The 24,282-nt window shown below is 69.3% G+C and carries 28 protein-coding genes; 10 read left to right on the top strand and 18 right to left on the bottom strand.

Annotated features, from left to right (window positions below; all coding sequences use genetic code 11):
- Positions 1-18: 18 nt before the first annotated feature.
- The 7 genes from ribH to trpC form a co-directional block, all read right to left on the bottom strand.
- Entirely contained in the window at positions 19-438 is a 420-nt protein-coding gene (gene ribH, locus NOW55_RS10170; RefSeq protein WP_256399986.1) for a 6,7-dimethyl-8-ribityllumazine synthase, read from the bottom strand.
- 78 nt (positions 439-516) lie between these two features.
- Positions 517-1,020, bottom strand: coding sequence for a hypothetical protein (locus NOW55_RS10175; protein WP_256399987.1), 504 nt, complete (start codon positions 1,018-1,020; stop codon positions 517-519).
- A gap of 40 nt (positions 1,021-1,060) precedes the next feature.
- The gene (locus NOW55_RS10180; RefSeq protein WP_256399988.1) at positions 1,061-1,630 is read right to left on the bottom strand and encodes a SprT family zinc-dependent metalloprotease; all 570 of its coding nucleotides are present in this window, start codon (positions 1,628-1,630) and stop codon (positions 1,061-1,063) included.
- A 32-nt stretch (positions 1,631-1,662) separates the two neighbouring features.
- The gene (locus tag NOW55_RS10185; protein ID WP_256399989.1) at positions 1,663-2,460 is read right to left on the bottom strand and encodes a 2-amino-3,7-dideoxy-D-threo-hept-6-ulosonate synthase; all 798 of its coding nucleotides are present in this window, start codon (positions 2,458-2,460) and stop codon (positions 1,663-1,665) included.
- A 27-nt stretch (positions 2,461-2,487) separates the two neighbouring features.
- A complete protein-coding gene (gene trpA, locus NOW55_RS10190; RefSeq protein ID WP_256399990.1) occupies positions 2,488-3,312 on the bottom strand; it encodes a tryptophan synthase subunit alpha in 825 nt (274 codons plus the stop codon).
- Positions 3,309-4,598, bottom strand: a complete 1,290-nt coding sequence (gene trpB, locus NOW55_RS10195) for a tryptophan synthase subunit beta (protein ID WP_390292862.1) — start codon at positions 4,596-4,598, stop codon at positions 3,309-3,311. The genes trpA and trpB overlap by 4 nt, the downstream gene beginning before the upstream one ends.
- A complete protein-coding gene (gene trpC / locus NOW55_RS10200; protein ID WP_256400406.1) occupies positions 4,595-5,347 on the bottom strand; it encodes an indole-3-glycerol phosphate synthase in 753 nt (250 codons plus the stop codon). The genes trpB and trpC overlap by 4 nt, the downstream gene beginning before the upstream one ends.
- A gap of 109 nt (positions 5,348-5,456) precedes the next feature.
- Here trpC and NOW55_RS10205 point away from each other — a divergent pair, with 109 nt between their 5' ends.
- Positions 5,457-5,936: an MGMT family protein gene (locus NOW55_RS10205; protein ID WP_256399991.1), complete on the top strand. Its 480-nt coding sequence runs from the start codon at positions 5,457-5,459 to the stop codon at positions 5,934-5,936.
- Between the two features lie 70 nt (positions 5,937-6,006).
- On the opposite strand, the gene NOW55_RS10210 is transcribed toward NOW55_RS10205, so the two are convergent.
- Both NOW55_RS10210 and lonB read right to left on the bottom strand, forming a co-directional pair.
- A complete protein-coding gene (locus tag NOW55_RS10210; RefSeq protein ID WP_256399992.1) occupies positions 6,007-6,969 on the bottom strand; it encodes a CPBP family intramembrane glutamic endopeptidase in 963 nt (320 codons plus the stop codon).
- Positions 6,970-6,975: 6 nt separating this feature from the next.
- Positions 6,976-9,141, bottom strand: a complete 2,166-nt coding sequence (lonB, locus tag NOW55_RS10215; protein ID WP_256399993.1) for an ATP-dependent protease LonB — start codon at positions 9,139-9,141, stop codon at positions 6,976-6,978.
- A 166-nt stretch (positions 9,142-9,307) separates the two neighbouring features.
- Between lonB and NOW55_RS10220 the strand changes: the two genes are divergently transcribed.
- Positions 9,308-9,826: a nicotinamide-nucleotide adenylyltransferase gene (locus NOW55_RS10220; protein WP_256399994.1), complete on the top strand. Its 519-nt coding sequence runs from the start codon at positions 9,308-9,310 to the stop codon at positions 9,824-9,826.
- Positions 9,827-9,832: 6 nt separating this feature from the next.
- On the opposite strand, the gene NOW55_RS10225 is transcribed toward NOW55_RS10220, so the two are convergent.
- Positions 9,833-10,069 carry a hypothetical protein gene (locus NOW55_RS10225; RefSeq protein WP_256399995.1) on the bottom strand — a complete coding sequence of 79 codons (237 nt, stop codon included), beginning with the start codon at positions 10,067-10,069 and terminating at the stop codon, positions 9,833-9,835.
- 63 nt (positions 10,070-10,132) lie between these two features.
- Between NOW55_RS10225 and NOW55_RS10230 the strand changes: the two genes are divergently transcribed.
- Entirely contained in the window at positions 10,133-10,930 is a 798-nt protein-coding gene (locus tag NOW55_RS10230) for an SAM hydrolase/SAM-dependent halogenase family protein (protein ID WP_256399996.1), read from the top strand.
- Positions 10,924-11,535 carry a trimeric intracellular cation channel family protein gene (locus NOW55_RS10235; protein ID WP_256399997.1) on the top strand — a complete coding sequence of 204 codons (612 nt, stop codon included), beginning with the start codon at positions 10,924-10,926 and terminating at the stop codon, positions 11,533-11,535. Before NOW55_RS10230 ends, NOW55_RS10235 begins: the two co-directional genes overlap by 7 nt.
- Positions 11,536-11,613: 78 nt before the next feature.
- Here NOW55_RS10235 and thsA read toward each other — a convergent pair whose 3' ends face one another.
- On the bottom strand, positions 11,614-13,161 hold the full coding sequence (thsA, locus tag NOW55_RS10240; RefSeq protein WP_368407762.1) for a thermosome subunit alpha: 1,548 nt from the start codon (positions 13,159-13,161) through the stop codon (positions 11,614-11,616).
- A gap of 427 nt (positions 13,162-13,588) precedes the next feature.
- On the opposite strand from thsA, the gene NOW55_RS10245 reads away from it, so the two are divergent.
- Positions 13,589-14,416: an amidohydrolase family protein gene (locus NOW55_RS10245; protein ID WP_256399998.1), complete on the top strand. Its 828-nt coding sequence runs from the start codon at positions 13,589-13,591 to the stop codon at positions 14,414-14,416.
- Positions 14,417-14,430: 14 nt separating this feature from the next.
- On the opposite strand, the gene NOW55_RS10250 is transcribed toward NOW55_RS10245, so the two are convergent.
- Complete coding sequence (locus tag NOW55_RS10250; RefSeq protein ID WP_256399999.1) at positions 14,431-15,348, bottom strand: glycosyltransferase family 2 protein; 918 nt, start codon at positions 15,346-15,348, stop codon at positions 14,431-14,433.
- Positions 15,349-15,407: 59 nt separating this feature from the next.
- Positions 15,408-16,115, bottom strand: coding sequence for a class I SAM-dependent methyltransferase (locus NOW55_RS10255; RefSeq protein ID WP_256400000.1), 708 nt, complete (start codon positions 16,113-16,115; stop codon positions 15,408-15,410).
- A 92-nt stretch (positions 16,116-16,207) separates the two neighbouring features.
- On the opposite strand from NOW55_RS10255, the gene NOW55_RS10260 reads away from it, so the two are divergent.
- Positions 16,208-16,351: a hypothetical protein gene (locus NOW55_RS10260; RefSeq protein WP_256400001.1), complete on the top strand. Its 144-nt coding sequence runs from the start codon at positions 16,208-16,210 to the stop codon at positions 16,349-16,351.
- A 37-nt stretch (positions 16,352-16,388) separates the two neighbouring features.
- On the opposite strand, the gene NOW55_RS10265 is transcribed toward NOW55_RS10260, so the two are convergent.
- Complete coding sequence (locus tag NOW55_RS10265; RefSeq protein ID WP_256400002.1) at positions 16,389-16,790, bottom strand: PPOX class F420-dependent oxidoreductase; 402 nt, start codon at positions 16,788-16,790, stop codon at positions 16,389-16,391.
- 135 nt (positions 16,791-16,925) lie between these two features.
- Here NOW55_RS10265 and NOW55_RS10270 point away from each other — a divergent pair, with 135 nt between their 5' ends.
- From NOW55_RS10270 to NOW55_RS10285, 4 genes are read left to right on the top strand one after another with little or no spacing between them, the layout of a single operon-like run.
- Positions 16,926-17,207: a helix-turn-helix domain-containing protein gene (locus tag NOW55_RS10270; RefSeq protein WP_368407751.1), complete on the top strand. Its 282-nt coding sequence runs from the start codon at positions 16,926-16,928 to the stop codon at positions 17,205-17,207.
- Between the two features lie 40 nt (positions 17,208-17,247).
- Positions 17,248-18,030: an MBL fold metallo-hydrolase gene (locus tag NOW55_RS10275; RefSeq protein ID WP_368407752.1), complete on the top strand. Its 783-nt coding sequence runs from the start codon at positions 17,248-17,250 to the stop codon at positions 18,028-18,030.
- A 27-nt stretch (positions 18,031-18,057) separates the two neighbouring features.
- Positions 18,058-18,252 (top strand): hypothetical protein, encoded by a 195-nt coding sequence (locus NOW55_RS10280; RefSeq protein ID WP_256400003.1) that lies wholly within the window; start codon positions 18,058-18,060, stop codon positions 18,250-18,252.
- Positions 18,253-18,303: 51 nt separating this feature from the next.
- Positions 18,304-18,966, top strand: coding sequence for a YkgJ family cysteine cluster protein (locus NOW55_RS10285; RefSeq protein WP_256400004.1), 663 nt, complete (start codon positions 18,304-18,306; stop codon positions 18,964-18,966).
- On the opposite strand, the gene NOW55_RS10290 is transcribed toward NOW55_RS10285, so the two are convergent.
- The 4 genes from NOW55_RS10290 to NOW55_RS10305 all read right to left on the bottom strand — a co-directional run bounded on the left by NOW55_RS10290 (position 18,963) and on the right by NOW55_RS10305 (position 24,211).
- Positions 18,963-19,364 carry a TRAM domain-containing protein gene (locus tag NOW55_RS10290; RefSeq protein WP_256400005.1) on the bottom strand — a complete coding sequence of 134 codons (402 nt, stop codon included), beginning with the start codon at positions 19,362-19,364 and terminating at the stop codon, positions 18,963-18,965. The two genes, NOW55_RS10285 and NOW55_RS10290, sit on opposite strands and share 4 nt — an antisense overlap.
- Positions 19,365-19,475: 111 nt before the next feature.
- Entirely contained in the window at positions 19,476-21,197 is a 1,722-nt protein-coding gene (locus NOW55_RS10295; protein WP_256400006.1) for a radical SAM protein, read from the bottom strand.
- A gap of 51 nt (positions 21,198-21,248) precedes the next feature.
- Positions 21,249-22,178 carry a DUF429 domain-containing protein gene (locus tag NOW55_RS10300; RefSeq protein WP_256400007.1) on the bottom strand — a complete coding sequence of 310 codons (930 nt, stop codon included), beginning with the start codon at positions 22,176-22,178 and terminating at the stop codon, positions 21,249-21,251.
- A complete protein-coding gene (locus NOW55_RS10305; protein WP_256400008.1) occupies positions 22,175-24,211 on the bottom strand; it encodes a hypothetical protein in 2,037 nt (678 codons plus the stop codon). Before NOW55_RS10305 ends, NOW55_RS10300 begins: the two co-directional genes overlap by 4 nt.
- Between the last annotated feature and the right edge of the window lie 71 nt (positions 24,212-24,282).

A 24,282-nucleotide genomic window follows, 5' to 3' on the forward strand; every position in this document is an offset into this window, starting at 1 on the left:
GTACGCGAGTCCGCTATTTTACTGTTGTCCCCTGGCCGGCAGCGCCTCCGTCAGGTCGACGGCGGCGTCGACTGCGCTCGCGCACTTCTCGATTCGGTCGCGGGCCTCCGGTGCGCTCATGTCGGGGCCGGCGACGCCGAAGGTGACGGGAGTGTCCCGACCGAGCCCCACGTCGGAGAGTCGGCGCGCGGCGGCGTGTGTCACGACCTGGTCGTGGTCCGTGTCGCCGGTGACGACGACACCGAGCACCGCAACAGCGTCGATTCGTTCCTGCCTGGCCAGCCGGTCGGCGGCGAGGGGCGCGTCGTAGACGCCGGGGACGTGGACCGTCTCGGCGACCTCTGCGTCGCGGTCCTCGATGAGTGTCCGCGCTTCGGCTTCTATCTCCGCCGCCAGCTCCTCGTAGAACTGCGCGACCACGAGTCCGAGTGCTGTCATTGCGTCTCGACGCTGCCGGCCGATACACAAGTTCGTTATCGTTCTCAGATTCGGCACGCAATCGTCGCCCGGGACGATTCAGGTGTCGTGGACGGTGGCGGAGACGTGGTCGGGCACTCCGGCACGCCGGTCGGTGATCCGCACCAACAGCGAGTGGATGGCGAGGTCGTCGCCGTACCCACCCGAGGGCTCCTCCACCCGCGCCACGATGTCGAGGCCGTCGTCGGTTCGTTCGATGCGGTCCAGTTCGAGCCACGTCGCGCTCTGTCTGCCGTACTGGACGACCACGAGGAACGACCTCTCGAAGTCGGTGTCGTCGAGGAGATCTGGCGGAAGATGACCCGAGGCGAGAGACCCCATTGCTTCGTCTCTCTCGGTGAACACTCGATGGGCCGTCTCCTTGTATCCGGGCGCTGCCCGGTCACGCGGTTCGAGCACGTCGTACACGACATGGGCTTCTCTCACCGACAGCTCCGCAGGAAGCGACGGCGAGTCGTCGAGGACCGTGCTGGCGCTGGAACAGCCGCCGAGGAGGGATGCGAGGCCGACACCGCCGCCCGCGAGGACCGTTCTGCGACGCATGTCCGGATGGTCGGGACCAGACACCTTGTCGCTTCTCCCGTCACCAGTCGTCGCCGAGTTCGGCCCGCACCTGCTCGTAGCCCGCGTCGTCCGCCCACGTTCGACCCGAGTCCGCGTGCTCGACGACGTACCGGTCGCCGCAGTCGCCACAGCGGTAGCGGCCGGGGTCGGTGACGGTCTTCGAGGCGCGGTAACGGCGGGCGCTCCAGTCGCAGTCGTCGTCCCGGCAGCGGAGCAGATAGCGCGGATCCGCGAACGGCTCGCAGTGACGGGGGGCGTCGACCGCGTCGGCCTGCTGCTTGAACCGGGGGCCGTGGCCCGACTCGCCGAAGCGCTGGAACTCCCAGGCGTGGACGAGTTCGTGGCGGACCGTGGCGGCGACCTCGGCCCAGCCGTGGGCCTGATAGGAGTGCCAGGAAAGGACGATGGTGACGCCGTGGTCGGGGTCGTACCGGCAGGCTCCGGCCCGGCGGCGGGCGTGCTTCGAGACGGTCCAGTCGACCGAATCGAGGTCCACGTCGATGTCGACCGTGCCGGCGTAGGTGCGTGCCCACGCGAGCAGGTCCTCGGGCGTGTCGGGGTCGGGCGCGCCGGTGCTGTCGCTGGCCACGGTGGACTCTCGAAGGACTGGTGCAAAAGCGTTCAGGCTTCGACGACGAAGCCACCGCGTTCGAGCGCCGCGTCGACGCTCGCGTCGTCGTGGACCACGGCGGAGACGGCGGCCGTGATGGCGGCGGGGTCCTCGTGCTGGAAGATGGAGCGACCCATGGAGACGCCGGCCGCGCCGCCGTCCATCGCGCCGCGGACCATCTCGACGGTCTCGCGGTCGCTGCCGCGGGCCCCGCCGGCGATGAGGACGGGGAGCCGGGTCGACTCGCAGACGTGCTCGAAGGACGCGCCGTCGCCGGAGTAGCCGGTCTTCACGAGGTCAGCGCCGAGCTCCTCGGCGAGGCGGACCGCGTGGCCGAGCGACTCGGGGTCGGTGCTGTCGACGCCGGGACCGCGGGCGTACGCCATCGCGAGAACGGGGATACCGAAGCGCGAGGCGGTGTCGGTGACACCCGCGAGGTCCTCGATCTGCTCGGGCTCGTGGTCGCTGCCGACGTTGATGTGGAAGGAGACGGCGTCGGCCCCGGCCCGGATGGCCTCCTCGACGGTGCCCGTGAGGCGCTTGTCGTTCGTGTCCGGGCCGATGGTCGTCGAGGCGTTGAGGTGGACGATGTAGCCCGCGTCGTTCCTGTGGTCGTGGACGCGCGGCGCGATGCCCTTCTGCGTGAGGACGGCGTCGGCACCGGCGCGCGTCACCGCGTCGATGGTCGATTCGATGTCCTTCAGTCCCTGTACCGCACCGAGTGTGATGCCGTGGTCCATCGGCACGACGAGGTGGTTCCCCCGTGTCCCGATGCGACCGAGGCGTGCGCGTGTTCCTGGTGTCGTCATTGGTTGTCAGTAGTTAGCATATCTCATTTATTGGCCTTCCGGTTTCGCCATATCTTCCGCGCCTGCCGTGACGCCCTCGCTGAGTTCGCGGGCCATCGCTTCGAGTCGATCCGGCACGTCGTCCCCGTCGGCGTCGCCGAACTCGGCGACGATGTCGACGAGCGCGCTCCCGACGATGACGCCGTCCGCACCGGCCTCGACGATGTGCCGCGCCTGGTCACCACTCGACACCCCGAAGCCGACCGCCTTAGGGATGTCGTACTGACTGACCTTCGCCAGCGACTCGGCGGTCTGGTCGCTCACGTCGGCCTTCGCCCCGGTGACGCCGAGGCGCGCCTGTACGTAGAGGTAGCCGGAGGACAGTTCGACCATGCGCTCGAGGCGCTCGCCCGCTGTCGTCGGCGCGACGATGAACACGAGGTCGAGCCCGTGCTCGTCGCAGGCCGCTCTGAGGGGGCCGGCCTCCTCGGCGGGCAGGTCCGGGATGACGAAGCCGGAGATGCCGACCTCGGCGGCGCGTGCGACGAACGACTCCGGTCCGTCGCTGTCGCCATACTGGTAGAGCAGGTTGTAGTAGGTCATGCAGACGACTGGCACGTCCACGTCGAGCGATTCCACGAAGTCGAGGTAGACCTCGGGCGTGACCCCCGCTTCCAGCGCGCGAACGACCGAGCCCTGGATGGTCGGTCCCTCCGCGATCGGCTCGGAGAACGGCAGCCCGAGTTCGAGCACGTCCGCGCCGCCGCGGACGAGCGCCTGCACGTACTCGCGGGTGCGCTCGACGCTCGGGTCGCCGACGCAGAGGTACGGCACGAACGCCGGCTCGTCGAAGGCGGCTTCGAGGTCGCTCATCGGCCCACCTCCGAGAACACGTCCATGCTCGGCGCGTTCGACAGCTCGCGCTTCTCCGTCTCCTCGATGACGGATTCGAGGTCCTTGTCGCCGCGCCCGGAGACGTTGACGACCGTCAGCTCGCCCAGCTGCTCGGGGTGCGCGTCGGCGAAGGCGACAGCGTGGGCCGACTCCAGCGCCGGGATGATGCCCTCCTCCTGGGAGAGCAGGTGGAACGCCTCCAGCGCCGCGTCGTCGTCGACGTTCACCGGGGTCACACGGTCGGTGTCGACGAGGTGGGCCAGCTCCGGTCCGACGCCGGCGTAGTCCAGCCCGGAGGAGACGCTGTGGCTCTCGACGACGTTGCCGTCCGAGTCCTGCAGCAGCTTCGTCCGCGCGCCGTGGAGAACACCGTCAGAACCGGTCGACAGGCTCGCCGAGTTCGGCGCGACGCCCGCGTCCTCGTCGACCGCGAGCGAGGAGCCGCCGGCTTCGACCGCGAAGAGGTCGACCGACTCGTCGCCGACGAACTCGTGGAACGCACCCATCGTGTTCGAGCCGCCGCCGGCGCAGGCGACGACCGAGTCCGGCAGTCGCCCGGCCTGCTCCTGCACCTGCTCGCGGGCCTCCTCGCTGATGACCGACTGGAAGGTGCGGACCATCTCGGGGAACGGATGCGGGCCGACGACGCTGCCGATGACGTAGTGGGTGTCCTCGACGTTCGTCGCCCAGTCGCGCATCGTCTCGTTGATGGCCTCCTTCAGCGTGCCGCGGCCGGCCGAGACGGGGTTCACCTCGCTGCCGTTCAGCCGCATCCGGAAGACGTTGGGGCGCTGGCGCTGGATGTCGCGGGTGCCCATGTACACCTCGCAGGGCACGTCGAGGTGTGCTGCCGCCATCGCCGTCGCGGTGCCGTGCTGTCCCGCGCCTGTCTCGGCGACGACCCGCTCCTTGCCCATGTACTTCGCGAGCAGCACCTGCCCGAGCGCGTTGTTCAGCTTGTGTGCGCCACCGTGGACCAGGTCCTCGCGCTTGAGGTACACCTCGGTTCCGAAGCGGTCGCTCAGGCGGTCTGCGCGCTGGAGCGGCGTCGGGCGACCCCCGAAGTCCCGGAGCCGCCGCCGGAACTCGTCCACGAAGCCGTCCTCGTTGCCCAGGACGTAGCGCTCGTAGGCGTCCTCCAGCTCCTGTACCGCGGGCATCAGCGCCTCGGGAACGTACTGGCCACCGTAGCGGCCGAACGTGCCGGGGCGGTCCTCGTCCGTCGTGTCGCCGTCCTCTCGTCGTGTCTCGTCGTTCAGGCTCACGCGTACACCAACTCCTCGGTCGACCTTCGGGGCTCGCCGGCCATAATCGCACTGCCGACCAGCAGGCCGTCGGCACCGGCCTCGCGCATCCGTCTGACGTCCGCGGGCGTCGAGATACCCGACTCCGCGACGAGCGTCACGTCATCTGGAGCCCGGGGCGCGACGCGCTCGAACGTCCCCAGGTCGACTGTCAGGCTGGCGAGGTCGCGGTTGTTCACGCCGACGAGGGTCGCGCCCGCGTCGAGTGCGGTCTCCAGTTCGGTCTCGCTGTGGACCTCGACGAGCGGCTCGAAGCCGCGCTCGCGTGCCGCTGTCACCATCTCGCCCACGTCGTCGACGAAGCGGGCGATGACCAGCGCGGCGTCGGCCTCGACGGCGTCGAGGTGGCCTGGCTCCAGCAGGAAGTCCTTGCGCAGCACCGGGACGTCGACGGCCTCGCGCACCCGTTCGAGGTTCTCGACGCTGCCGCCGAAGTGCTCGGGTTCGGTCAGCACCGAGAGCGCGGTCGCGCCGCCGTCGACCATCGCCCGCGCGAGGTCGACGGGGTCCTCGGTGTGCGTGCCCTCGGTCGTCGGGCTCGTCGGCTTCACCTCCGCGATGAGTGGTACCCGTCCATCCGCGTCGGCCGCCGCGAGCGCGTTCGAGAGTGACGCGCCGTCGACGCTGACCCGGTCGTCGGGCACCGGTCGTCGCGCCGCGGCGTCCAGAATGGAGCGGACGGCGGGCGCGAACTCCTCAGTGGCGTTCATCATCGTACATCAATGTGCTAATCTGTACATAAGACTTGCGTCATCGGTGGCCGCGACTCGATGGGTCCTCACGGGAAGCTTCAAGGCCATCACTGTCCTCGATTGCCCTATGGACGTTGCCGACGACGGCGTCGCCGGTATCTACGCGCGCCACTCGCCGTACCTCGAACGCGACGTACAGCTCGGAGTCGCGAGCGGGCGGGTGATCTCCGTCTCCTTCCCGCGGGAGGCGGACGCCGACGCCGGAGACGACCACCCCGTCCTCGACCGGGTCGGGGAGTACCTCGACGGGGTCAACCCCGTCGACTTCGACGACGTGGAGGTTGCGCTGACGCTGCCGACCGACCAGCGCGCCGTGCTGGAGACGCTCCGCGAGCAGGTGCCCTACGGCGAGGACGTCTCGGTCGCCCAGCTCGCCCGGTTGACGCCCAGCCTCGACGCCGAGGACGACGACGACCTCATCCTCGTGCGCACCGCGCTCGACGCGAACCCGGTGCCGCTCCTCGTTCCCGACCACCGCGTGCGCGACGGGCCGAGCGCCGCCGAACCGCACGTCGAGCAGAAGCTCCGGTCGATAGAGGGGCTCTAGTCGGCCGGAACGTCCGGCTTCCACAGCCCCGTTCGGTCACCCGGGAACCCCGCGGCGACGCAGTCGATTACTACCCCGCCCACTCAACGCCCAGTCCCTCGTGCACCCCGAACTCCAGCGCGTTCACGAGGTAGTGCGCGACGACGACCGTCACGAGACTCCCCGTCAGCACGAACGCGGCGGCCAGCACGAACCCCAGCGCGCCGGTGACGACGACGCCAGCCGGTCCCTGGAGGCCGTGGCCCGCCGCGAACAGCAGCGACGAACCAACCGCGAGCAGCCACGGCGAGACGCCGAAGCCGGCGGCGAGTACGCCGACCATCGCGGCGCGGAACAGCACCTCCTCGAACACCGCGACGAGCGGGAGGACGAGTCCGAGCAGGGCCGCCCACCCCGCCGCGCTCTCCGGTGCGAGGACCGACCGCAGCCGCTCGTCGTACTCGAAACCAGCGCCCTCGGCGACGGCCGCGCCGACCTCGTTGGCGACGTAGAGACCGACGCCGAGGCCGACGCCGGCGAGCACCGGGGCGGGACCGAACGCCGCTGGCGAGAGCCCCATCGCCGTCGCCGGGACCCCGGTTAGTACCGCGGCCCCGAGGATGGCGACGAGGAACAGGCCCTGCGTGATGGCGACGTTCGCGAGCAGCATCCCGGTCGTCATCGCCGCCAGCGGGTCCGTCTCGCGCTCGTCCAGCCACGGCGGGTAGTTCTCGGGCGGGCCGACGGCCGACAGGTCGTCGGTCGTCGACGAGTCGCCCTCGGCCGTCGGTTCGTCCCCGTCGAACTGGTCGGTGGCCGCTCCATCGTCGTCGACGCCGGTGTCATCGTCGGACTCGCCCGGCCGTTGGCGGTGCGGGGACGTCGCCGACGACCCGGTCACCGCCTGCGTCGTCGAGTACGAGAGCAGGAGCATCAGCCCGGTGACGAGCGCGAGCACGGCCGCGAAGGTGGTCGCGTCGAACGACGAGCCGACGGCTGTGGACTGGGAGAACGGGAGAAGGGGGCCGACGGCGAGTGCCGTCGGGCCGGACATCGGCAGTTACTGCGGGCTCGGGGAGCCGCCGGGGCCGATGTCGCGCTCCAGCGCGGAGCCCGTGATGGACTTCAGCCGGTCGACCAGCGAGTCCTTGTCGGGCTCGCCGGCCAGCGCCACGTCCAGCACCTCGCTGATGTGGCTGACCGGGATGATCTCGATCTGGTCCTTGTACTCGTCCTCGATCATCACGTCCTGCTCGTTCGCCTTCGGGATGATGACCCGGTCGAGCCCGGCCTTCGCAGCCGCCTCGATCTTGTGGGTCACGCCGCCGACGGGCAGCACGTCGCCCCGGACCGACAGCGAGCCGGTCATGGCGAGGTCCTGCGCGACGGGCATGTCCTCCAGCGCGCTGATGACGGCGGTCGCGACCGTGATGGACGCGGAGTCGCCGTCGACACCCTGCTGGCCCGCCTGCACGAACTGGATGTGGATGTCCTTCTCCGAGATGTCCTCGTCGGAGAACTTCTTGATGATGGCGGAGACGTTCTGCACCGCCTCCTCGGCCATCTCCTGGAGCTTCCCGGTGGCGATGACCTTCCCGGGCCCCTGCGAGGGGGCGACCTCGGCCATCACGGGGAGGACGATACCGGAGTCCTCGCCCATGACCGCGAGTCCGTTGACGCGGCCGATCACGTCGCCCTCGGAGACGGTCATCTCGTAGTCCTTGCGGCGCTCGATGTAGTTGTCCGCGAGCTGCTGTTCGATGCCACGCGAGCGGCGCTTCGCCTGGATGACGTCGTCGCGCGTGGTCTCGTCGCGGTCCTCGCCGCGGGCGATGTCGCCGGCGACGCGGACCAGTCCACCGAGGTTGCGGAGTTCGAGGGTGAGGTGGCCCTTCCGACCGGAGCGGCGCTTCGCCTCGAGGATGACCTCCTCGGCGGCGTCGCGGGTGAAGTGCGGGAGCCGCCCGTCGTTCTCGACCTCCTGGGCGATGAAGCGGGCGTACTTCCGGCGCATCTCCGGGGTGTCCTCGATGGTGTCGTCCATGTACACCTCGTAGCCGTAGCCCTTGATACGGCTGCGGAGCGCGGGGTGCATGTTCTCCATCGCGTCGAGGTTCCCGGCCGCGACCATGACGAAGTCACAGGGGACGGGCTCGGTCTGGACCATCGCGCCCGAGGAACGCTCGGACTGGCCGGTGATGCCGAACTCGCCCTCCTGGATGGCCGTCATCAGCTTCTGCTGGCTGCGGATGTCGAGCGTGTTGATCTCGTCGACGAACAGCACGCCCTTGTTGGCCTTGTGGATGGCACCGGGCTCGACACGGTCGTGGCTCGGCGTCTCCATGCCGCCGGACTGGAACGGGTCGTGGCGGACGTCGCCGAGCAGCGCGCCGGCGTGTGCGCCCGTCGCGTCCTCGAACGGCGCGGTCTGCTGTTCGGCGTTGTTCACGATGAGGTTCGGGATCATCGAGTCCGTCGAGCGACCGGAGTAGCGGAACGCGAGGTAGACGACACCGGCCGCGAGGATGCCGAGCAGGAGACTGCGGGTGACCACGGCGTAGACGAGGACGACGGCCATGATGATGAGCATCAGGAACGAGCGCATCTGGTTGCGCTTTCTGGCCTCGTCCTTGTACGCCTCGATGATCTGGTCGCCCTTGCCGGCGGGGACCGTGCGGACCTTCGGCTCGTTGCCGTCGTCCGGGTTGTGGTAGACGAGGATGTCCTGGAGGTCCTCCTTCGGGAGGAGCTGGGACATCGCCTTCGCGAGCATCGACTTCCCGGTCCCGGGCGAGCCGATCATCATCACGTGACGGCGCTGCTTGGCCGCCTTCTTGACGATGTCACGGGCGTCGTCCTGGCCGATGACCTGGTCGACGAGTCGGTCGGGGACCTCGATCTCGGACGTGGAGTCGACCTTCAGCCCGCCGAGGAGGTCGTCCTCGGTGATCTCCTCGTCGATCTCCGCTCCGAGGTCCACCTCGACGTCGCTGCCGAGACGGTCGATGTCGGGGCCCTCGTCGTCGATGGTGCCCTCGCCGGCGTCGCCCTCCTCGATGGTCGCGTCGTGGAGGCCGCCGTCGTCCGGGGACCCATCGTCCTCGGGGATCACCGGGTCGAACCCCTCGTCGGGGGCGGGGGTGTCGTCGCTTTCGGGCTCCCGCTCGTCGACAGTCTCCTCGACCGTCGGCGGGGGGCCGTCGTTGGGATCACTATCGTTACTCATGAAACGGGTTGCTACCTGAATTCTGGTGTTTTGTACTGATATACTTTCTCCCTTCTGAAGCCTGCGACGCACGACCGAAAACGGCAGACTCAGGTGTTGGAACGCCCTGATTCGCCGACGGAGGTGTCTCGCCATCCTTATAAACGAACGGGCCGACGGGTTCGCCATGACGCGGGGATTCTACATCGGCCGGTTCCAGCCGTACCACAACGGCCACCACAGCATGGTCGAGACCATCGCGGGGGAGGTCGACGAGCTCGTCCTCGGCATCGGGAGCGCGGGCGACTCCCACTCCGAGCACGACCCGTTCACCGCCGGCGAGCGCATCATGATGCTCACGAAGTCGCTCGTCGACTCCGACCTCGTCACCTACGCCGTCCCCATCGAGGACCTCGACCGGAACTCCGTCTGGGTGAGCCACGTCCAGAGCATGTGCCCCACCTTCGACGTGGCGTACTCGAACAACCCGCTCGTCATCCGACTGTTCGAGGAGGCCGGCATCGAGGTGCGCCAGTCCCCGATGTTCAACCGCGACGTGCTGGAGGGCACCGAGGTCCGCGACCGCATGGTCGACGGCGGCGACTGGGAGTCGCTGGTACCCGACCCCGCCGTGGAAGTCATCCGCGAGATCGACGGCGTCGAACGAATCCAGATGGTCGCGGATTCGGACACGAACGCGGAGTAGTCGCAGTCAGAGCAGGCCGAGCCGTTCGCTCGCGTCGCTGAAGTTGAGAACTCGTTCTTCGCTGGCCGTGTTCGAACCCTCCATTCGACAGCGTTCGTCGGTTCCCGGGTCGAACTCCCCGTCCCCGTCGACGTCGTCGTAGATTCCGGTTCGCACCCTGTGGGTGCCGTCGTACGTTCTGTCGAGTTCGAAGTCGACGTAGTCCGCGGCGATCCCGTGCGCCGCTGTCGACTCTGGTTGCACGGCGACCGGCGACCCGTCTCCGACACCACCACAGTTATTCTCCCGCGTCCGGCAGTACTGCCCATGATAACGCTCTCGTCGGACTTCGGCTCGCCGTACCCCGCGGCGATGCGCGGCGTCGTCCTCGACCGCTGCGACGCGCGGCTGGTCGACGTGAGCCACGAGTTCCCCCGGCACGACGTGCGGGCGACGGCGTTCTGGCTGTGCGAGACGCTGCCGTACTTCCCGCCGGCGGTCCACTGCGTCGTCGTCGACCCCGGCGTCGGCACCGACCGCGACGCCGTCGTCGTCCGGGTGGGCCGGCACGCGCTCGTCGCGCCGGACAACGGGGTCGTCCTCCCCGTGGCGCGGGCGCTCGCGGGCCTGGATCCCGGCGAACCGCTCGCCGACGCGACGCACCAGACGGTCGCGGCGTACGTCGTCGACGACGCCGACGCGGCCTCCAGCACGTTCCACGGCCGGGACGTGTTCGCGCCGACCGCGGCGCGGGTCCACGAGGTCGGCGTCGCCGCCGTCGGCGGGATGGAGGGCGTCGAGGCGACCGACGTGGCCGACCTCGTGGACTGCACGCTTCCTGCAGCGACCGTCGAGGGGGACCGTGCGGTCGGCGAGGTGCTCGTCGTCGACGACTTCGGCAACGCGGTGACGAACGTCCCCGGCGGCTTCCTCGCGGACGCCGACGCGGTGACGGTCAACGGCGAGCGCGTCCCCGTCGGCGAGACCTTCGCGGCGGTGCCCGAGGGCGAGCAGCTGGTCACGGTCGGGAGCCACGGCAACGTCGAGTGCGACGTGAACCGAGGCCGGGGCGACGAGGCGTTCGGGCTCGCGCCGGGCGACGGGGTGACCGTCGAGCGATGCTGACGCCCTTCGCGGCGATGAACGCCGTCGGCACGGTCGCGTTCGGCGTCGCCGGCGCGTCGAAGGGCGTCGACGCGGACCTCGACTACCTCGGCGTGACGGTGCTGGGCGTCGTGACCGCCCTCGGGGGCGGCATCACCCGCGACCTCCTCGTCGGGCGCGTCCCGTCGGCGCTGACGGCCGAGACGGACGTGCTCCTCGCGCTCGCTGGGGTCGGACTCGCCATCGCACTGGTCCGGGCCGAGCGCGGGCGCATCGCCGACTCGCCGCTGCTGACGATTCCGGACGCCGTCGGGCTGGCGGCGTTCACCGCCACCGGGGCCATCGTCGGCGTCGAGGCGGGCCTGTCGCCGTTCGGCGTCGTCGTCTGTGCGACCCTGACCGGGGTCGGCGGCGGGGCCATCCGGGACGTGCTCGCCCAGGAGGTGCCGTTCATCCTCCACGAGGACTTCTACGCGACGTGTGCCATCGCCGGCGGGACCGTGTTCTGGGCGCTCTGGACCGTGGACATCGCACCGCCGGGACCGACCGTCGCCTGCGTCGTCGTCGCGCTCGGGCTCCGGCTCGTCGGGATGCGCCGAGGCTGGTCGCTGCCGACGGTCAGGTGAGTCGGTCGGTAGAACTGTCGTCCGTCGGACGCGTACGGCTGTTCCGGACCGGCCTGCCGGGGCCGGTCGACCGCGTGGTCAGCTCGCGGCGATGACGTCGTCGATGCGGAGGATCATCGTCGCGGCCTCGGTTGCGGACTCGACGGCCTCGCGCTTCACGTCGGCGGGGTCGAGGATGCCGTAGGCGAGCGGGTCGTCCACGCGGCCGGTCTCACCTTCGCTGATGAGGCCGACGACGTCCCCGTCCTCGCGACGGGCGCGCAGCGAGACGAGCGCGTCGATGGGGTCCATGCCGGTGTTCTCGGCGAGCGTGCGCGGGATGATGTCGACCGCGTCGGCGAACGCCTCGACGGCGAGCTGCTTGCGGCCCTCGATGCCGGAGGCCGCGTCGCGGACTGCCGCCGCGATGGCGAGTTCGGTTGCCCCGGCACCGGGCAGCACCTCGCCGGACTCGACCGCGACGCTGACCACGTCGAGTGCGTCCTCGAGCGTGCGCTCCAGCTCGTCGACGACGTGCTCGGTGCCGCCGCGGACGAAGACGGTCACGGAGCTGGCGGCTGCACCGCCCTCGACGAAGGTGAGCTGGTCGTCGCCGACGCGGCGCACGTCGATGGCGTCGACGTGGCCGAAGTCGTCGGATTCGATGTCGTCCAGTGCGCCGACGCGGCGTGCGCCGGTCGCGGTGGCGATGGCGCGTGCGTCGCTGTTCGAGAGGCCTTCGAAGGCCAGCACGCCCTCCTCGGCGAGGAAGGATGCCACCCGGCCGTCGATGTCGTCGGTCGCGAAGACGACGTCGGCGTCGGCGTCGGCGATGGTCTTCGCGTACTTGCGGAGCTCGGACTCCTCGGCGTCCATCGCCGCGGTGAGCTGGTCGACGGACGTGACCTGGTACTCGGCGTCGATGTCGGCCGTGCGGACGTCGAGCTCGACGTCGAGGACGAGCACCGAGGCGTCGGTGACGTGCCTGGGCATCTCGTCGTGGACGGGCTCCTCGTCGACGATGATGCCCTCGACGAGCTCGGTCGCGTTCGAGGACGCGCCGACCTTCGTGAACACGCGCACGTCGTCGCGGTTCACGTGGCCGTCCTCGTCCTCGACGTGGCGGATCGCGGAGACAACGGTCTCGGCGAGCTGGTCGGCGGTCAGGCCGCCGGTCCCCTTGCCGGTCATGCTGGACTCGGCGACCTTGTGGAGGGTGTCGTCGTCGACCGTCGCGTCGAGCACCTGCTCGTCGATGGCCTCGCGGGCGATGCGTGCGGCCTCGTAGTAGCCCTCGACGATGGTCGTCGGGTGGACGTCGTTCTCAAGCAGGTCCTCCGCCTGCGCGAGGAGCTGGCCCGCGAGGACGGCTGCGGTCGTGGTCCCGTCGCCGACGGCCTCCTCCTGCGTCTCGGCGACCTCGACGAGCATCTGCGCGGCGGGGTGCTCGATGTCCATCTCGGTCAGGATGGTCGCGCCGTCGTTCGTGATGACCACGTCGCCCGTCGAGTCGACGAGCATCTTGTCCATACCGCGGGGTCCGAGCGTGGTCCGTACGGCCTCGGCGACCGCCTTGCCGGCGGTGATGTTCGAGGACTGGGCGTCCCGGCCGTGTGTGCGTTGTGAGTCCTCGGCCAGGATGAACATCGGTCGGTTGCCCATGCCTCGCTGTGCGAAATCTGCTGATGACATGCTCTGAAACCTCGGCATTAGATTGTTTCTTCTTCTATATAATATTTTTGTGTGGGCAGCACCGCTTGCTTGCGATTAGCACGAAGCTACCAGAACACGTACCCGAGTTCGGGTTGTGTGGGTACCCAGTCGGTACGCACCGTCCCTCCGGCGATGGGGTTTACGATTATTGTAAACTTTGGTGGCGATGCTGGCGGCGCAACCGGGTGGCGCGGAGCAACCGAGTGCCGCGCGGCTGGCGGGGCTGTGCGAGCACAGCGAGCACCGGAGGAGGCCCACGACCGTCGAACTGGCCGCGGCTGTAGCCGCATCAGCCATACCGTGCTAACGGCTCACACTCGGACCGGTATCAAGAAATACGAGGCGCTGTAACGGAGGGTAGATGCTGGAACTGGAGCATCGCTTTCGGGTGGTCGATGTCCACGTCCAGCTGCCAACAGACGAGTACGGCACGACGGGGGCTCACACGACGACGCCGGAGACGGTCGAGCGCGAGATGCGGCAGGCGGGCGTCGTGCGCGCGGTGACGTTCCCGGAGCCCCGGCCGGACGAGGGCTCGTACCTGACCGCGAACAACGCCGTGGCGCGCCACAGCGTCGACCGGCCGTTCCTCGCGTTCGCCCGGCTCGCGGGGCCGCGCGACCCTGGCGCGGGCGCGTCGAGCCGGCTGCGGAATCTGGCGGCGTCGCGCAAGGAGTACCACGCCACCCCGGAGGACGTCGAGCAGTACGCCTACGATGACCGGTTCCACGGGTTCGTGGTCGACCCGCTGCACGACGGGCTCCCGGACGACGCGGTCGTGGCGGAACTCGGCGAGGTCGGACTTCCGGTGCTGGTCCGGGCCGGGACCGCGTTCCCGCCGGATGCGGTCGAGCGGACGCTGCTCGGGCGCGGCTTCCCGGTCATCCTCGCGCACTTCGGCGGCTACCCGCTGGACCGCGAGGCGACCGAGCGGACGATCGAGCTGCTGGACAGCCACGACGACGTGTACGTCGACACGAGCTACGTGCGGTTCCGCGAGCCGATGGAGCGCGCGCTGCTGGAACATCCCGACAGGGTGCTGTTCGGGTCCGGTGCGCCCGCGGTCCACCCGAACGTGGGCGTGATGGAGCTGTTGACGCTCGACGTCTCGGAGGACAAGATGCGCCGTGCCTTCTCGAAGAACGCGGTCCGGGTGGTCGACGGGCTCGCGCCCGAGGCGATGGACTGAGGCGGGAGTCGTCGTCAGTCGGCCGTCCCGGCGATATCGTACCGACAGACAGCGCGGTCAGCGCGCGTGGAGACGCCGTTCGGATTTCTGCGGGGTGAACGGTCGGCCTTCCGCGCGGAGAGGCCGTCCTTCGCGCCGACGGCGAGGCCCTTCGCGACGGCGCGACCGCTCCCCAGCCACTCGGAGGGTGCCCGGTTCCCGGTGACGACGTCGCGCAGGGACGAGACGCCATCGCCGAGTGCGTCGGTGAGCGTTCGACGGGCCACTGTCGGGCGGACGCCGTAGTTCTTCACCATGCGGTAGGCGAGTGCCCGGTACTTCCACTCCCAGTCTTCCGGCTCGCGCCCGCCGTCGGTCTCGTACTCGCCGCGAACGCACATGTCGCTGCGCCAGTCCAGGTCGTAGCGCATGACCGCAATCCGGTGGGCGGCGTCGCGGGCACCGCCGGTCTGCAGGTACTCGTCGAAGCCGTCGAGTGCGGTGAGGGCACCGCGTCGGAACGCGGCGTTGTCGCCGTTGAAGTAGGCGACCGAGCGGCCGGCGATGGTTCGGCGCTCCTCGCTCTCGGTGGTCATGCCGGCGGGGACGGTCCGGTGGGTCGGGCCGGTGACGACGTCGGCACCCTCGTCCAGCGCCGCGACGAGCGCGTCGTGCCACGACTCCTCGACGGCGAGGTCGTAGCTGACGAACGCGACGACGTCACCGCTCGCCACCTCGAAGCCGGCGTTCCGGGCGACGTTGACGTTGCGTTCGCTGATCTCGACGAGGGTGTCGACGTCGTCCCGGGCCCTGACCATCCCGGTCGTCCCGTCGGAGGAGGGGCCGTTGACGACCACCACCTCGGCCGATGGGGCGACGCTCGAGAGCGCGTCGAGCGAGTTGTGGAGTCGGTCCCGACCGTTCAGGGTCGGAACGACCACCGAGAGGTCCATGTTCGACCCATACCGTAGCGATAGTTAAAAACAGGTATGACGGACCGTCAATCTGTCTTTCATTCTACCGTGGCGTTCCAGTACGAAACCGACGCGAGACGTTCGAGCCCCCGTACCCCGAGGATACTCGTGTCGGCGGAACGGAACGTCCGTGCGACGCTGCCGGGTATCTGCCGGTAGAAACCGTAGGGGAGCACGAAGTCGTGGTCCTCCTGGGCGAGTCCGAGGCCTGCGCTGTCGAGCAGCGACTCGACCTCGCCGCGGGAGTAGAGCCGCGACCCCATCGGCAGCGCCCAGTTGTAGATGCTCCGCGTCGAGAAGCGGTTGAACGTGTCGAAGAACACCTGGTCCTTCGAGACGCGCTGCATCTCGGCGAGGAACGACGCTGGGGTGTCGGCGAGATGGAAGAAGCGCATCGCCATCACGGCGTCGAAGTGGTCGTCGGGGAACGGGAGGCGCGCGGCGTCGCCACGCATGAACTCCAGGTGGTCCGCGACCCCGGCCGCGTGAGCCTTCTTCCGGCCCTGTTGTAGCATCTCGGCGGAGATGTCGAGGCCGACGATGTCGGCTCCACGTTCGGCCAGCATCACGGTGAACCGGCCGGTCCCGCAGGCGATCTCGAGCACGTCCTTCCCGTCGACCGGGCCGATGGCTTCGAGGACGGCGCGCTTCTCGCGGCGGTCGATGAGACGACCGCCGCCCGAGAACCGCTTCTCCTCGTACTCCTCGGCGACCTCGGCGGTCTGGTACCACTCCTGGCCCTTCACACTGTCCGTTGCTACTTCCTCGGTGGGATAAAACGATGTTGGAGTCGTCCGGCGACACAACTGTTTTGCGGAATGTGAACGTATCACAAGGCATGCCCACCTGTGCACACTGCGGCCAGTCGGTCCCGATCGACGAGCTCGTCAGGCACGAACACGAGACGCGCGTCGTCGTCCACTGCCCCGACTGCAACTGCGTGCTCGGCCAGTACCGCGACCCGAGCCTGCGCTCGCGGTGAGCGTCGAGCCGGCCGCGTCCGGGCTCGTCCGCCCGGCTCAGTTCGCGATGACCCGCTCCGGCCGGATGCGGATGACGACGCGCTCGCCCTGCTCCTCGCCGTGGTTCGGGTACTCGTCGAGGTCCATGTACCGCCCCGCGAGCTCGTCGGCGTGCTCGTTCGCACCCTCGGCCGACACCGATACCACCTCGCCCTGCACCGACAGATAGCGGTACGGGTCGTCGGGGTCGCTCATCTCGATGCCGACCCTCCGGTCCCTGCTCACGTTGCGCTCCTTCCGCCGGCCGCGAGCCGTGTTCACCAGCACGTGGTCCGACTCCGCGTCGTAGTCGACCCACACCGGCGTCACCTGCGGTGTACCGTCGGGCATCAGCGTCGCGAAGTGTGCGAACGTCTTCTTCTCGAACAGGTCCCGGTGGGAGGGCGGAATCTCGGCCATACCCCGGGTTCGCGTCCCCACCGGAAAAGCTGGGCTGGTATCGTCTGGCATGGTATATTAACACTTAATATTGTCTCAACAATACCAACCTACCTATAGCCAACCCTTAACACGTGGTTCCCGCTTTCCGTCTGTATGAGCATGAGTACCGCCGACGACCGTGCAGACGATGCCGAAGAACTCCTCTCCGACGCGGAGTACCGGGAGCGCCTCCGCGAGCTCCCCCCGAGCGCGAAGCTCGTCTCCAAGGTGCTGGAGACGGAGTCCCCGCTCTCGCAGGGGCAACTCGCCGAGGAGTCGCTCCTCCCCGACCGCACGGTCCGGTACGCGCTCAACCGGCTCGAGGAGGCCGGCCTCGTCAGCTCGCGCTACAGCTTCCAGGACGCCCGGAAGCAGGTCTACTTCCTCAACTGCTGAGTCGCGACCGCTTTTGTCGTTCGCGCCCGTTCAGCCACCCGTGAGCGACATCGCCACCATCCCGGTCGAGGTGCCGACACGTGCGCCCTCCGGCCGGACGAACACGTACCTCCTCGGCGACGACCCCGCCGTCCTCGTCGACCCCGCCGCCCGGAGCGACGAGCTCGACGCCGCCGTCGCCGAACGGTCTGTCGGTCACGTCGTCGTCACCCACACCCACCCGGACCACGTCGGCGCTGTGGGTGAGTACGCCGCCGAGACCGGCGCGACGGTGTGGGCACGCCACGGCCGCACGGAGCGCTTCGTCGAGGCGACCGGCGTCACGCCCGACGGGACGCTCCGCGACGGGGACACGCTCCCGAAGACCGACGTGACCGCCGTCGAGACGCCCGGCCACGCACCCGACCACCTCGCCTTCGAGACCGACGCGGGCCTCGTCTGTGGCGACCTCGCGGTCGCCGAGGGCAGCGTCGTCGTCGGGTGGCCCGAGGGCGACCTCCGCGCGTACCTCGGGAGCCTCCGCCGGGTGTACGCCCACGACCCCGACCAGCTCTTTCCGGGCCACGGGCCCGCCGTCGACGACCCGCGGGCGACCTGCGAGCGGCTCATCCGTCACCGGCTCGACCGCGAGGCGCGCGTGCTGGCGGCCGTCGAGAACGGAGCGACCCGTATCGGTGACGTCCTCGACGCCGCGTACGACAAGGACCTGACCGGCGTCCGCGACCTCGCGCTCCGGACCGTCGAGTGCCACCTCCGGAAGCTCGCCGTTGAGGGACGGATCCGGTGGGACGGGCGCAGGGTCGACAGCGGCGGCCCCGACTGATCTATCCCCGCCAGGAGTCCCAGGTTCGTGTCCGAACCGACGTTGCTCGCCACGGTCCTCTTCGTCGCCGCCGTTGCGGCGGGCGGGGGCTACTACGACGCGACGAAGAACAGCACCCACAGAGCCATCGTCTGGGCCGGTATCACCTTCCTGTCTGCCCCCATCGGAATCATCCGCTACAGGCGGAACGACATCCACAGCACCGACGCCGGCGGCTACTGACCGCCGAGCGCAAGCGTTTCCCGCGTGCGGTGCCCACCTCTCGACGACCGAATGGACTCCCTCGAATCGGAACTCGACCGCGCCCGCGACCTCGCCGTCGGCGACCTCGCCGACGCCATCGAGCGCATCGGCTTCGAGTGCACCCGCTGCGGGGCCTGCTGCACCGCCGAGGCCGACGACCCGCACACCGCGACGGTGTTCCCCGACGAGGTCCGCGACCTGCAGGACGCCACCGACTACGACTTCCGCGACGTGGCCCGACCGATGCCCTACGGCCTCACCGAGACAGACGATGGCGGCGTCGAGGGCGAGACGTTCGAGTGGGCCCTCCAGACCGACTCCTGTGGCGACTGCACGTTCTACGCCGAGGACGACGACGGCGTCGGGGCGTGTACGGTCCACGACGACCGGCCGCTCGTCTGTCAGACCTACCCGTTCAGCGTCGCGCTCGCCGGCACCAGCCAGCCCATGGGCGAGGCCGTCGACGAGCACGGGGTGGTGCGCGCCCACGAGTGCGAGGGGCTCGGACGGGACATCTCGCGCGAGGACGCGGAGGCGCTGGCGGCGACGCTCAAGGAACGGGCGGTTCGAGAGCTGGAGGAAGCTATCGGGGTCAGAGATGCGTACGAGCCCACCCGTCCCGAACCGGGCTCGGTGGTCGTCCACGACAGCGAGGGTGCGAAACGGCCGGACGGGTCGGCGTACGAGCGCTAGAAGGTGTCTTCGATTATCTCGCCGACGGCGAAGTTGGACTTGACCTCGGTGACCTCTATCTTCACGCGCTCGCCGACCTCCGCACCTGGGACGATGATGACGTAGCCACGCTCGACGCGGGCGATGCCGTCGCCCTGCTTGCCGATGTCCTCGATCTCGACGTAGCGCGTCTCGCCGATCTCGACCGGCGGCTGGGGCTCCGAGGGTGCCGTATCGCGGCTCTCGGTCTCCTCCGTGGTCTCCTCTCGTTCTCGCTCGATGAGCGCGACCCGGTACGTCTCGCCGGGTTCCACCGACCCGGTGTCCACCTCCTGTCTCGGTACCTCGACGACGTAGGAACCGTCCTCGACCTCGACCTCCGCGCTGAACAGACACAGTAGCTTATCAGATATCTCCACAGTGAACCTCCACCAGAGTACTGGAACGGGTGGGTATTAGAATTACCGTTGCGTCGTGGAATCAAACGGCACGCACCGGACCCGACCGGCGTCGGAGCCGACGGTCGGCCCTCAGTCCGCGCCGGACCCCGACGAACTGCCGGCGTACTTCCACAGGTCCACGTCGGCCGACACCTCTTCAGTGGAGGTGTACGGGCGGTTGACGACGATGTCGCCCGCCGTCCCCTTGCCGATGCCGGGGATGGCGGTCAGCTCCTTCATCGACGCCTCGTTGAAGTCCAGCGGGTACGGCACGCCGGTCACGGACCGGTAGCCGTGGCCCACGACGGCCACGTCGATGGTGCGGCCGAGTTCGCGCTCGCCCGGCAGCCCGACGAGCAGGGGGTAGGTACCGAGCTGCCGCCCGAACGTCGTGCCGTCCTCGTGGTACTCCAGGTGGACGTCCGGGAGCACCGTGCCGGGCGGGGCGAGGCGCTGCAGCATCGGGTTGTCTATCTCCTCGCGCACCTGCGTCTTGTACCGCTTGAACAGCGACTTGTGCTCGTGGGCGATGTGTGCGCCCTCGCTGTTCATCTCCGTCCCCGCGAACGTCATCACCTGCCGGATGTTCACCCGGCGGAGCATCAGCCCCGCGTCGTACACGCGCTGGAGGAACTGTTGGTTCAGCTCGTACGTCTCCTCGCGCTCGTCCTTCAGCCCGTGCAGGAGGTTGATTCCGGGGAGGAGCTTGGGGAGCCGCCGCGGCGCGTCGGGGCCGGTCGACGGGCCGGTGCCGGGCTCGTCGCCCGGTCGCCAGCCGCCCTCCTCGTTGACGATGCGGACAGCCTGGAAGCACTCCTCGGCGGTGACGTTGAGGTTGTTCGCCTCCTGCACGACGGGGTCCGCGGATTCGAGCCCGAACGCGGCCGTGTCGCCCGGCGTGTTGTGCTTCGCGATGACGCGGATGCCCTCGCGGGACAGCTCCGGCCACTCGACGACCGTGATGGGGTTCATGTTGTCGAGGTGGAGCGTCCCCAGGTCGGGGGCGACCTCGCGGATCCCCCCGTAGAGCTCCCGCAGCGCGTCGGGGTTCGGCTTCTCGCCGTCGCCGCCGTAGGCGAGGATGTCGGCCTGCCGGCCCAGCCGGAAGTGCCGCGCGCCGCGGTCGTACAGCTCCCCGACCTCGCTCACGACGGAGTTGGGCGAGCGGAACGACGGGTCGCCGTACAGCGGCTCCGTGCAGAACGAGCACCGGTACGGACAGCCCCGCGAGGTCTCCATCTCGCAGATGAGGTACTCGGGGTGGTTCGGGTGCTGCTCGACGACGAACGCGCCCTTCGACGCCCAGCGGTCGATCTCCCGGTTGTCCCGCATCCGGTTGTCGAACCCCTCCAGCCCGCTCTCGACGAGGTCGTACGCCGCCGCCTCCACGTCGCCCTTCGCCACGAAGTCGTAGTCCAGGTCGTCGCGCTCGGTCTCCGTCGCGCCGGCGTTCTCGTCGCCGACGCCGAACTTCACCGGGCCGCCCATCAGCGTCGTCCCGTCGGCGGTCCACGCGATCTCGCGCACCTCGTCCGGCTCGGCGGGCTTCCCGCCGACGTACTTCCCGGGAACGGTCATCCCGCCCAGGTAGCAGACGAGGTCGGCGTCGGCGACGTCCGCCCACAGCATCCGGTCGTCGCGCAGCTCGTCGATGGTGTGGTACGTGATGCGCTCCGCGGGGACCCCGGCGTCCACGAGCGCCCCGGCGGTGTACCGGGGGTACGTCGAGATATAGGGCGGCACCCCGAAATGTGCCGGTTCGTCGACGTAGCCGTCGACGATGGTCACGTCGAGCGTGGCGGGGTCGGTCATGGAGCGAGGTTTCGTCTCGACGGGGAAGAAGTTGACTACACGCGGTCGGGCTCAGACGTAGATGTAGCCCTCACGGTGGTCGTAGTGGTCCTCGTCGGGCTCGAGGGCTTCGGCGGAGCGGGTCGCCCCGTAGGTTGCGACCGCCGCGACGACGGCGTCGAGGGCGTCGCCGCCGGTGTCCCCCGCTGCGTCGTCCCTGATGGATTCGGTGATTTCGACCGCGGGTTCTCCCTGTTGCAGTCCCTGGAGGTTCCGCTCTCGTCTGCGCCGTTCGGTCTCCTCGCCACCCTTGTACCCACTCCGGTAGAGTCCGAGGCGACCCAGCGTGCCGGCAGGGTAGGCTTCCAGAACGATCGGCCCGTTGGCGGAGTCGGTGTCGTCTCCCGTCTCCATCGGTGCGAACGTCACCGCGTCGCGAATCTCGGAGAGGACTGATACGATGCCGTGGTATGTGATGTACTTCCCGACGATGCCGTACGGCGGCTGTGCGCCGACGGTCGCGTCCGTCTCGCGCTTGCAGTGGACGCAGTCGGCCTCGTCGTTCTCCCGGGCTCGCTGACTGCCCCATGCGCTCAGCGACCGAGGGTCGTCGACCTCGTCGTGGTCCCACTCGTCGGGGAGTGGGAGCCCGTCGGGGAATCTCTCGACGAATGCGCTCCAGTTCTCGAACTCGGCCCCGAGGACCGCCGTCGGCAGACCGAACGGGAAGTCGAGCCCGACCGCGGCGTCGGTTCCGACCCGGTACTCGTCACCGTCGTCGGCCACCCACGGCTTCTCGCCGGAGAGGAACTCGACCAGAGCAGACAGGGCCTCGTCGCGGCCTGTCGGACCGCCGTCGAACGCGGACGCGACCGTCTCGCAATCGTTCACGTGCACCCCGTCGCTGTCGACGGTTCCGCGAGCCAGCCACGTCTTCCTCCCGGCGTCCCGTTTGCCGGCACCGAAGTCCACCCCGTACACCGTCGACGCGAGCCCGGTCATCGTCCACGCCGCCGGAACGCGACCACACACGCGACGAGCGCGACCAGCGTGCCACCCACGCCGAAGCCGGGCGTCGGACCACCACTGCCGTCGGCCGTCGCCGTGGCCATGCCCAGGGTCGGTGTCGCGGTCTCGGCGACCAGCGGGTCGGTTCCCGCTTCGAGTTCGGTCGCGTCGTCGACGCCGTCGCCGTCGGTGTCCGCGGCGGTCGGGTCGGTGCCGTGCTGGTTCACCTCGGTGCCGTCGTCGAGGCCATCGCCGTCCGTATCGACGACGGTCGGGTCGGTGCCATGCTGGTTCACTTCGCTGCCGTCGTCGAGGCCGTCGCCGTCGGTGTCCGCTTCACGCGGGTCGGTCGCGCCGTCGAACTCCGCTCCGTCCGAGAGTCCGTCGTCGTCCGTGTCCACGGCGGTCGGGTCGGTGTCCGACTCGTGGGCCTCGGTTTCGTCGGTGAGGCCGTCCCCGTCGGTATCGGCGGCGGTCGGGTCCGAGCCGATGCGCGCCTCGGCCCTGTCGCTGAGTCCGTCGTCGTCCGTGTCGGCGAGCGTGGGGTCCGAGCGTCCCGCCAGTTCCTCGTCGTCGGTGAGGCCGTCACCGTCGGTGTCGGCGGCGGTCGGGTCCGTCCCGAGCGTCTCGACCTCGCGCTCGTCGGCGAGGCCGTCCTCGTCGCTGTCGCTGGAGAACGGGTCCGTCCGGGCGGCGCGCTCCTCGGCGTCCGTCAAGCCGTCGTCGTCGGAGTCCATCGTGGTCGGGGCCGGTGTCGTGAACAGGTCGGGCTCCCGGGGAACCGTCGGGACCGCGCTCGTCAGGACGTACTCGTCGAGCCAGCTCCCGAGGTCTGCCCCGCCGACGAGCTGGACGTACGAGCGGAACGTCTCGTAGTCGACCCGCTCCGGTTGGCTGTTCATGAGGTAGAACACGTCGGCGAGCGAGTACCGGTCGTCGGACCGTTCGCGGATCTCGGCGTCGAGTGCGGCGAGCACCCGAGCCCCCTTCGTGTAGCCGACGCCCTCGTCGTGGCTCTCGGCCAGCACGCGATCGGCGTCCCGGTCGAGGGAGACCGAACTGTGGAACGCGGAGAAGCCGGTGGCACCCCGTCGGTAGGTGAGCAGGGCGGCGTAGTACTCGGCGCTGGCCTCGGTGAACCAGCTCGTCTCGGGCGTGGTGGTGTAGCGCTGTTGGACGTGGACGTACTCGTGCACCCAGGTGTTGCCCGGGTCGTCGACCGTCGAGCCGCGCGACGCCCAGAAGTCGCTCCCATCGGGGTGGAGGCCGCCACCGCGGATCGGTTCCGGTGCGGCGAACGCGTGGACGGTTCCCGTCTCCCCACCGACGTCCAGTGTCCGCATCGCGTGGGTGATGCTGCCCGTTATCCGTGCTGGCTCGGCGGCGAGCTCGGCGTCGTCCGGGACGACGAGCGTCACCGTCCGGCCGTCGACGCTCGCGTTGTAGTGTTCGTACGGGCCAGCGAACGCGACGGTGTCGCCGACGGCGAAGTCCGGCGCGAGGGTCGTCCGCGTCCGGAACCGGTCGCCGTGCTCCCACATCTCGTGCCAGCTCTGTGTCTCGGTGCTGTAGTACCGGACCGTGGCGAAGTACTCGAACAGTGCCCAGTCCGCCGTCTCGACGAAGTCCAGATCGCCGAACTGCTCGCTCGTCTCGTTGGTCGGCATCTCGACGGTGATGCTCGGCTCGGGCGTCTCCCCGTCCCACCGGTAGAGCGTCTCCGCGCCGTAGCCCTGGACGATGCCGGAGCGGTCGACGACGGTCGGCTCGCCGTGGGTGTTGATACGAAGACGACCCAGGTCCCGCCCGAGTTCGAACGTGAGCGTGACCCTGACCGTACCTCTGTCCGTCGGCGTACGGTCGACGGCGACCGAGGCGATGACACCGACCTGCTCGTCGTCGGGCGCTGGCGATTCGGCTGCGAGGTGGTTCGTGCTCCCGGTTCGGTCAGTGGGGACGGCGGCCACTGGCACGGAGAGTGTCGCGACGATGACGAGGACTGCGGCGACCAACCGTGTTCCTTCCATTGATTCAATCTTCCACAAACAGGAGAAAAACGTTCCGGCCGACTCCCCCTGGCACTTCGATGGTGGGGCTG

Source organism: Haloarchaeobius litoreus, from assembly GCF_024495425.1.
Taxonomy (GTDB): domain Archaea; phylum Halobacteriota; class Halobacteria; order Halobacteriales; family Natrialbaceae; genus Haloarchaeobius; species Haloarchaeobius litoreus.

What these genes read in the sequence shown, in the direction of transcription:
- NOW55_RS10185 (WP_256399989.1), bottom strand. Translation starts at nt 2,460, where the DNA reads ATGACGACACCAGGAACACGCGCACGCCTCGGTCGCATCGGGACACGG.
- NOW55_RS10305 (WP_256400008.1), bottom strand. Translation starts at nt 24,211, where the DNA reads ATGGAAGGAACACGGTTGGTCGCCGCAGTCCTCGTCATCGTCGCGACA.
- NOW55_RS10230 (WP_256399996.1), top strand. Translation starts at nt 10,133, where the DNA reads ATGATAACGCTCTCGTCGGACTTCGGCTCGCCGTACCCCGCGGCGATG.
- thsA (WP_368407762.1), bottom strand. Translation starts at nt 13,161, where the DNA reads ATGTTCATCCTGGCCGAGGACTCACAACGCACACACGGCCGGGACGCC.
- NOW55_RS10235 (WP_256399997.1), top strand. Translation starts at nt 10,924, where the DNA reads ATGCTGACGCCCTTCGCGGCGATGAACGCCGTCGGCACGGTCGCGTTC.
- trpC (WP_256400406.1), bottom strand. Translation starts at nt 5,347, where the DNA reads ATGAACGCCACTGAGGAGTTCGCGCCCGCCGTCCGCTCCATTCTGGAC.
- NOW55_RS10265 (WP_256400002.1), bottom strand. Translation starts at nt 16,790, where the DNA reads ATGGCCGAGATTCCGCCCTCCCACCGGGACCTGTTCGAGAAGAAGACG.
- NOW55_RS10300 (WP_256400007.1), bottom strand. Translation starts at nt 22,178, where the DNA reads ATGACCGGGCTCGCGTCGACGGTGTACGGGGTGGACTTCGGTGCCGGC.
- NOW55_RS10205 (WP_256399991.1), top strand. Translation starts at nt 5,457, where the DNA reads ATGGACGTTGCCGACGACGGCGTCGCCGGTATCTACGCGCGCCACTCG.
- NOW55_RS10210 (WP_256399992.1), bottom strand. Translation starts at nt 6,969, where the DNA reads ATGTCCGGCCCGACGGCACTCGCCGTCGGCCCCCTTCTCCCGTTCTCC.
- NOW55_RS10220 (WP_256399994.1), top strand. Translation starts at nt 9,308, where the DNA reads ATGACGCGGGGATTCTACATCGGCCGGTTCCAGCCGTACCACAACGGC.
- NOW55_RS10285 (WP_256400004.1), top strand. Translation starts at nt 18,304, where the DNA reads ATGGACTCCCTCGAATCGGAACTCGACCGCGCCCGCGACCTCGCCGTC.
- NOW55_RS10175 (WP_256399987.1), bottom strand. Translation starts at nt 1,020, where the DNA reads ATGCGTCGCAGAACGGTCCTCGCGGGCGGCGGTGTCGGCCTCGCATCC.
- NOW55_RS10245 (WP_256399998.1), top strand. Translation starts at nt 13,589, where the DNA reads ATGCTGGAACTGGAGCATCGCTTTCGGGTGGTCGATGTCCACGTCCAG.
- lonB (WP_256399993.1), bottom strand. Translation starts at nt 9,141, where the DNA reads ATGAGTAACGATAGTGATCCCAACGACGGCCCCCCGCCGACGGTCGAG.
- NOW55_RS10295 (WP_256400006.1), bottom strand. Translation starts at nt 21,197, where the DNA reads ATGACCGACCCCGCCACGCTCGACGTGACCATCGTCGACGGCTACGTC.
- NOW55_RS10270 (WP_368407751.1), top strand. Translation starts at nt 16,926, where the DNA reads ATGAGCATGAGTACCGCCGACGACCGTGCAGACGATGCCGAAGAACTC.
- ribH (WP_256399986.1), bottom strand. Translation starts at nt 438, where the DNA reads ATGACAGCACTCGGACTCGTGGTCGCGCAGTTCTACGAGGAGCTGGCG.
- NOW55_RS10250 (WP_256399999.1), bottom strand. Translation starts at nt 15,348, where the DNA reads ATGGACCTCTCGGTGGTCGTTCCGACCCTGAACGGTCGGGACCGACTC.
- NOW55_RS10260 (WP_256400001.1), top strand. Translation starts at nt 16,208, where the DNA reads ATGCCCACCTGTGCACACTGCGGCCAGTCGGTCCCGATCGACGAGCTC.
- trpA (WP_256399990.1), bottom strand. Translation starts at nt 3,312, where the DNA reads ATGAGCGACCTCGAAGCCGCCTTCGACGAGCCGGCGTTCGTGCCGTAC.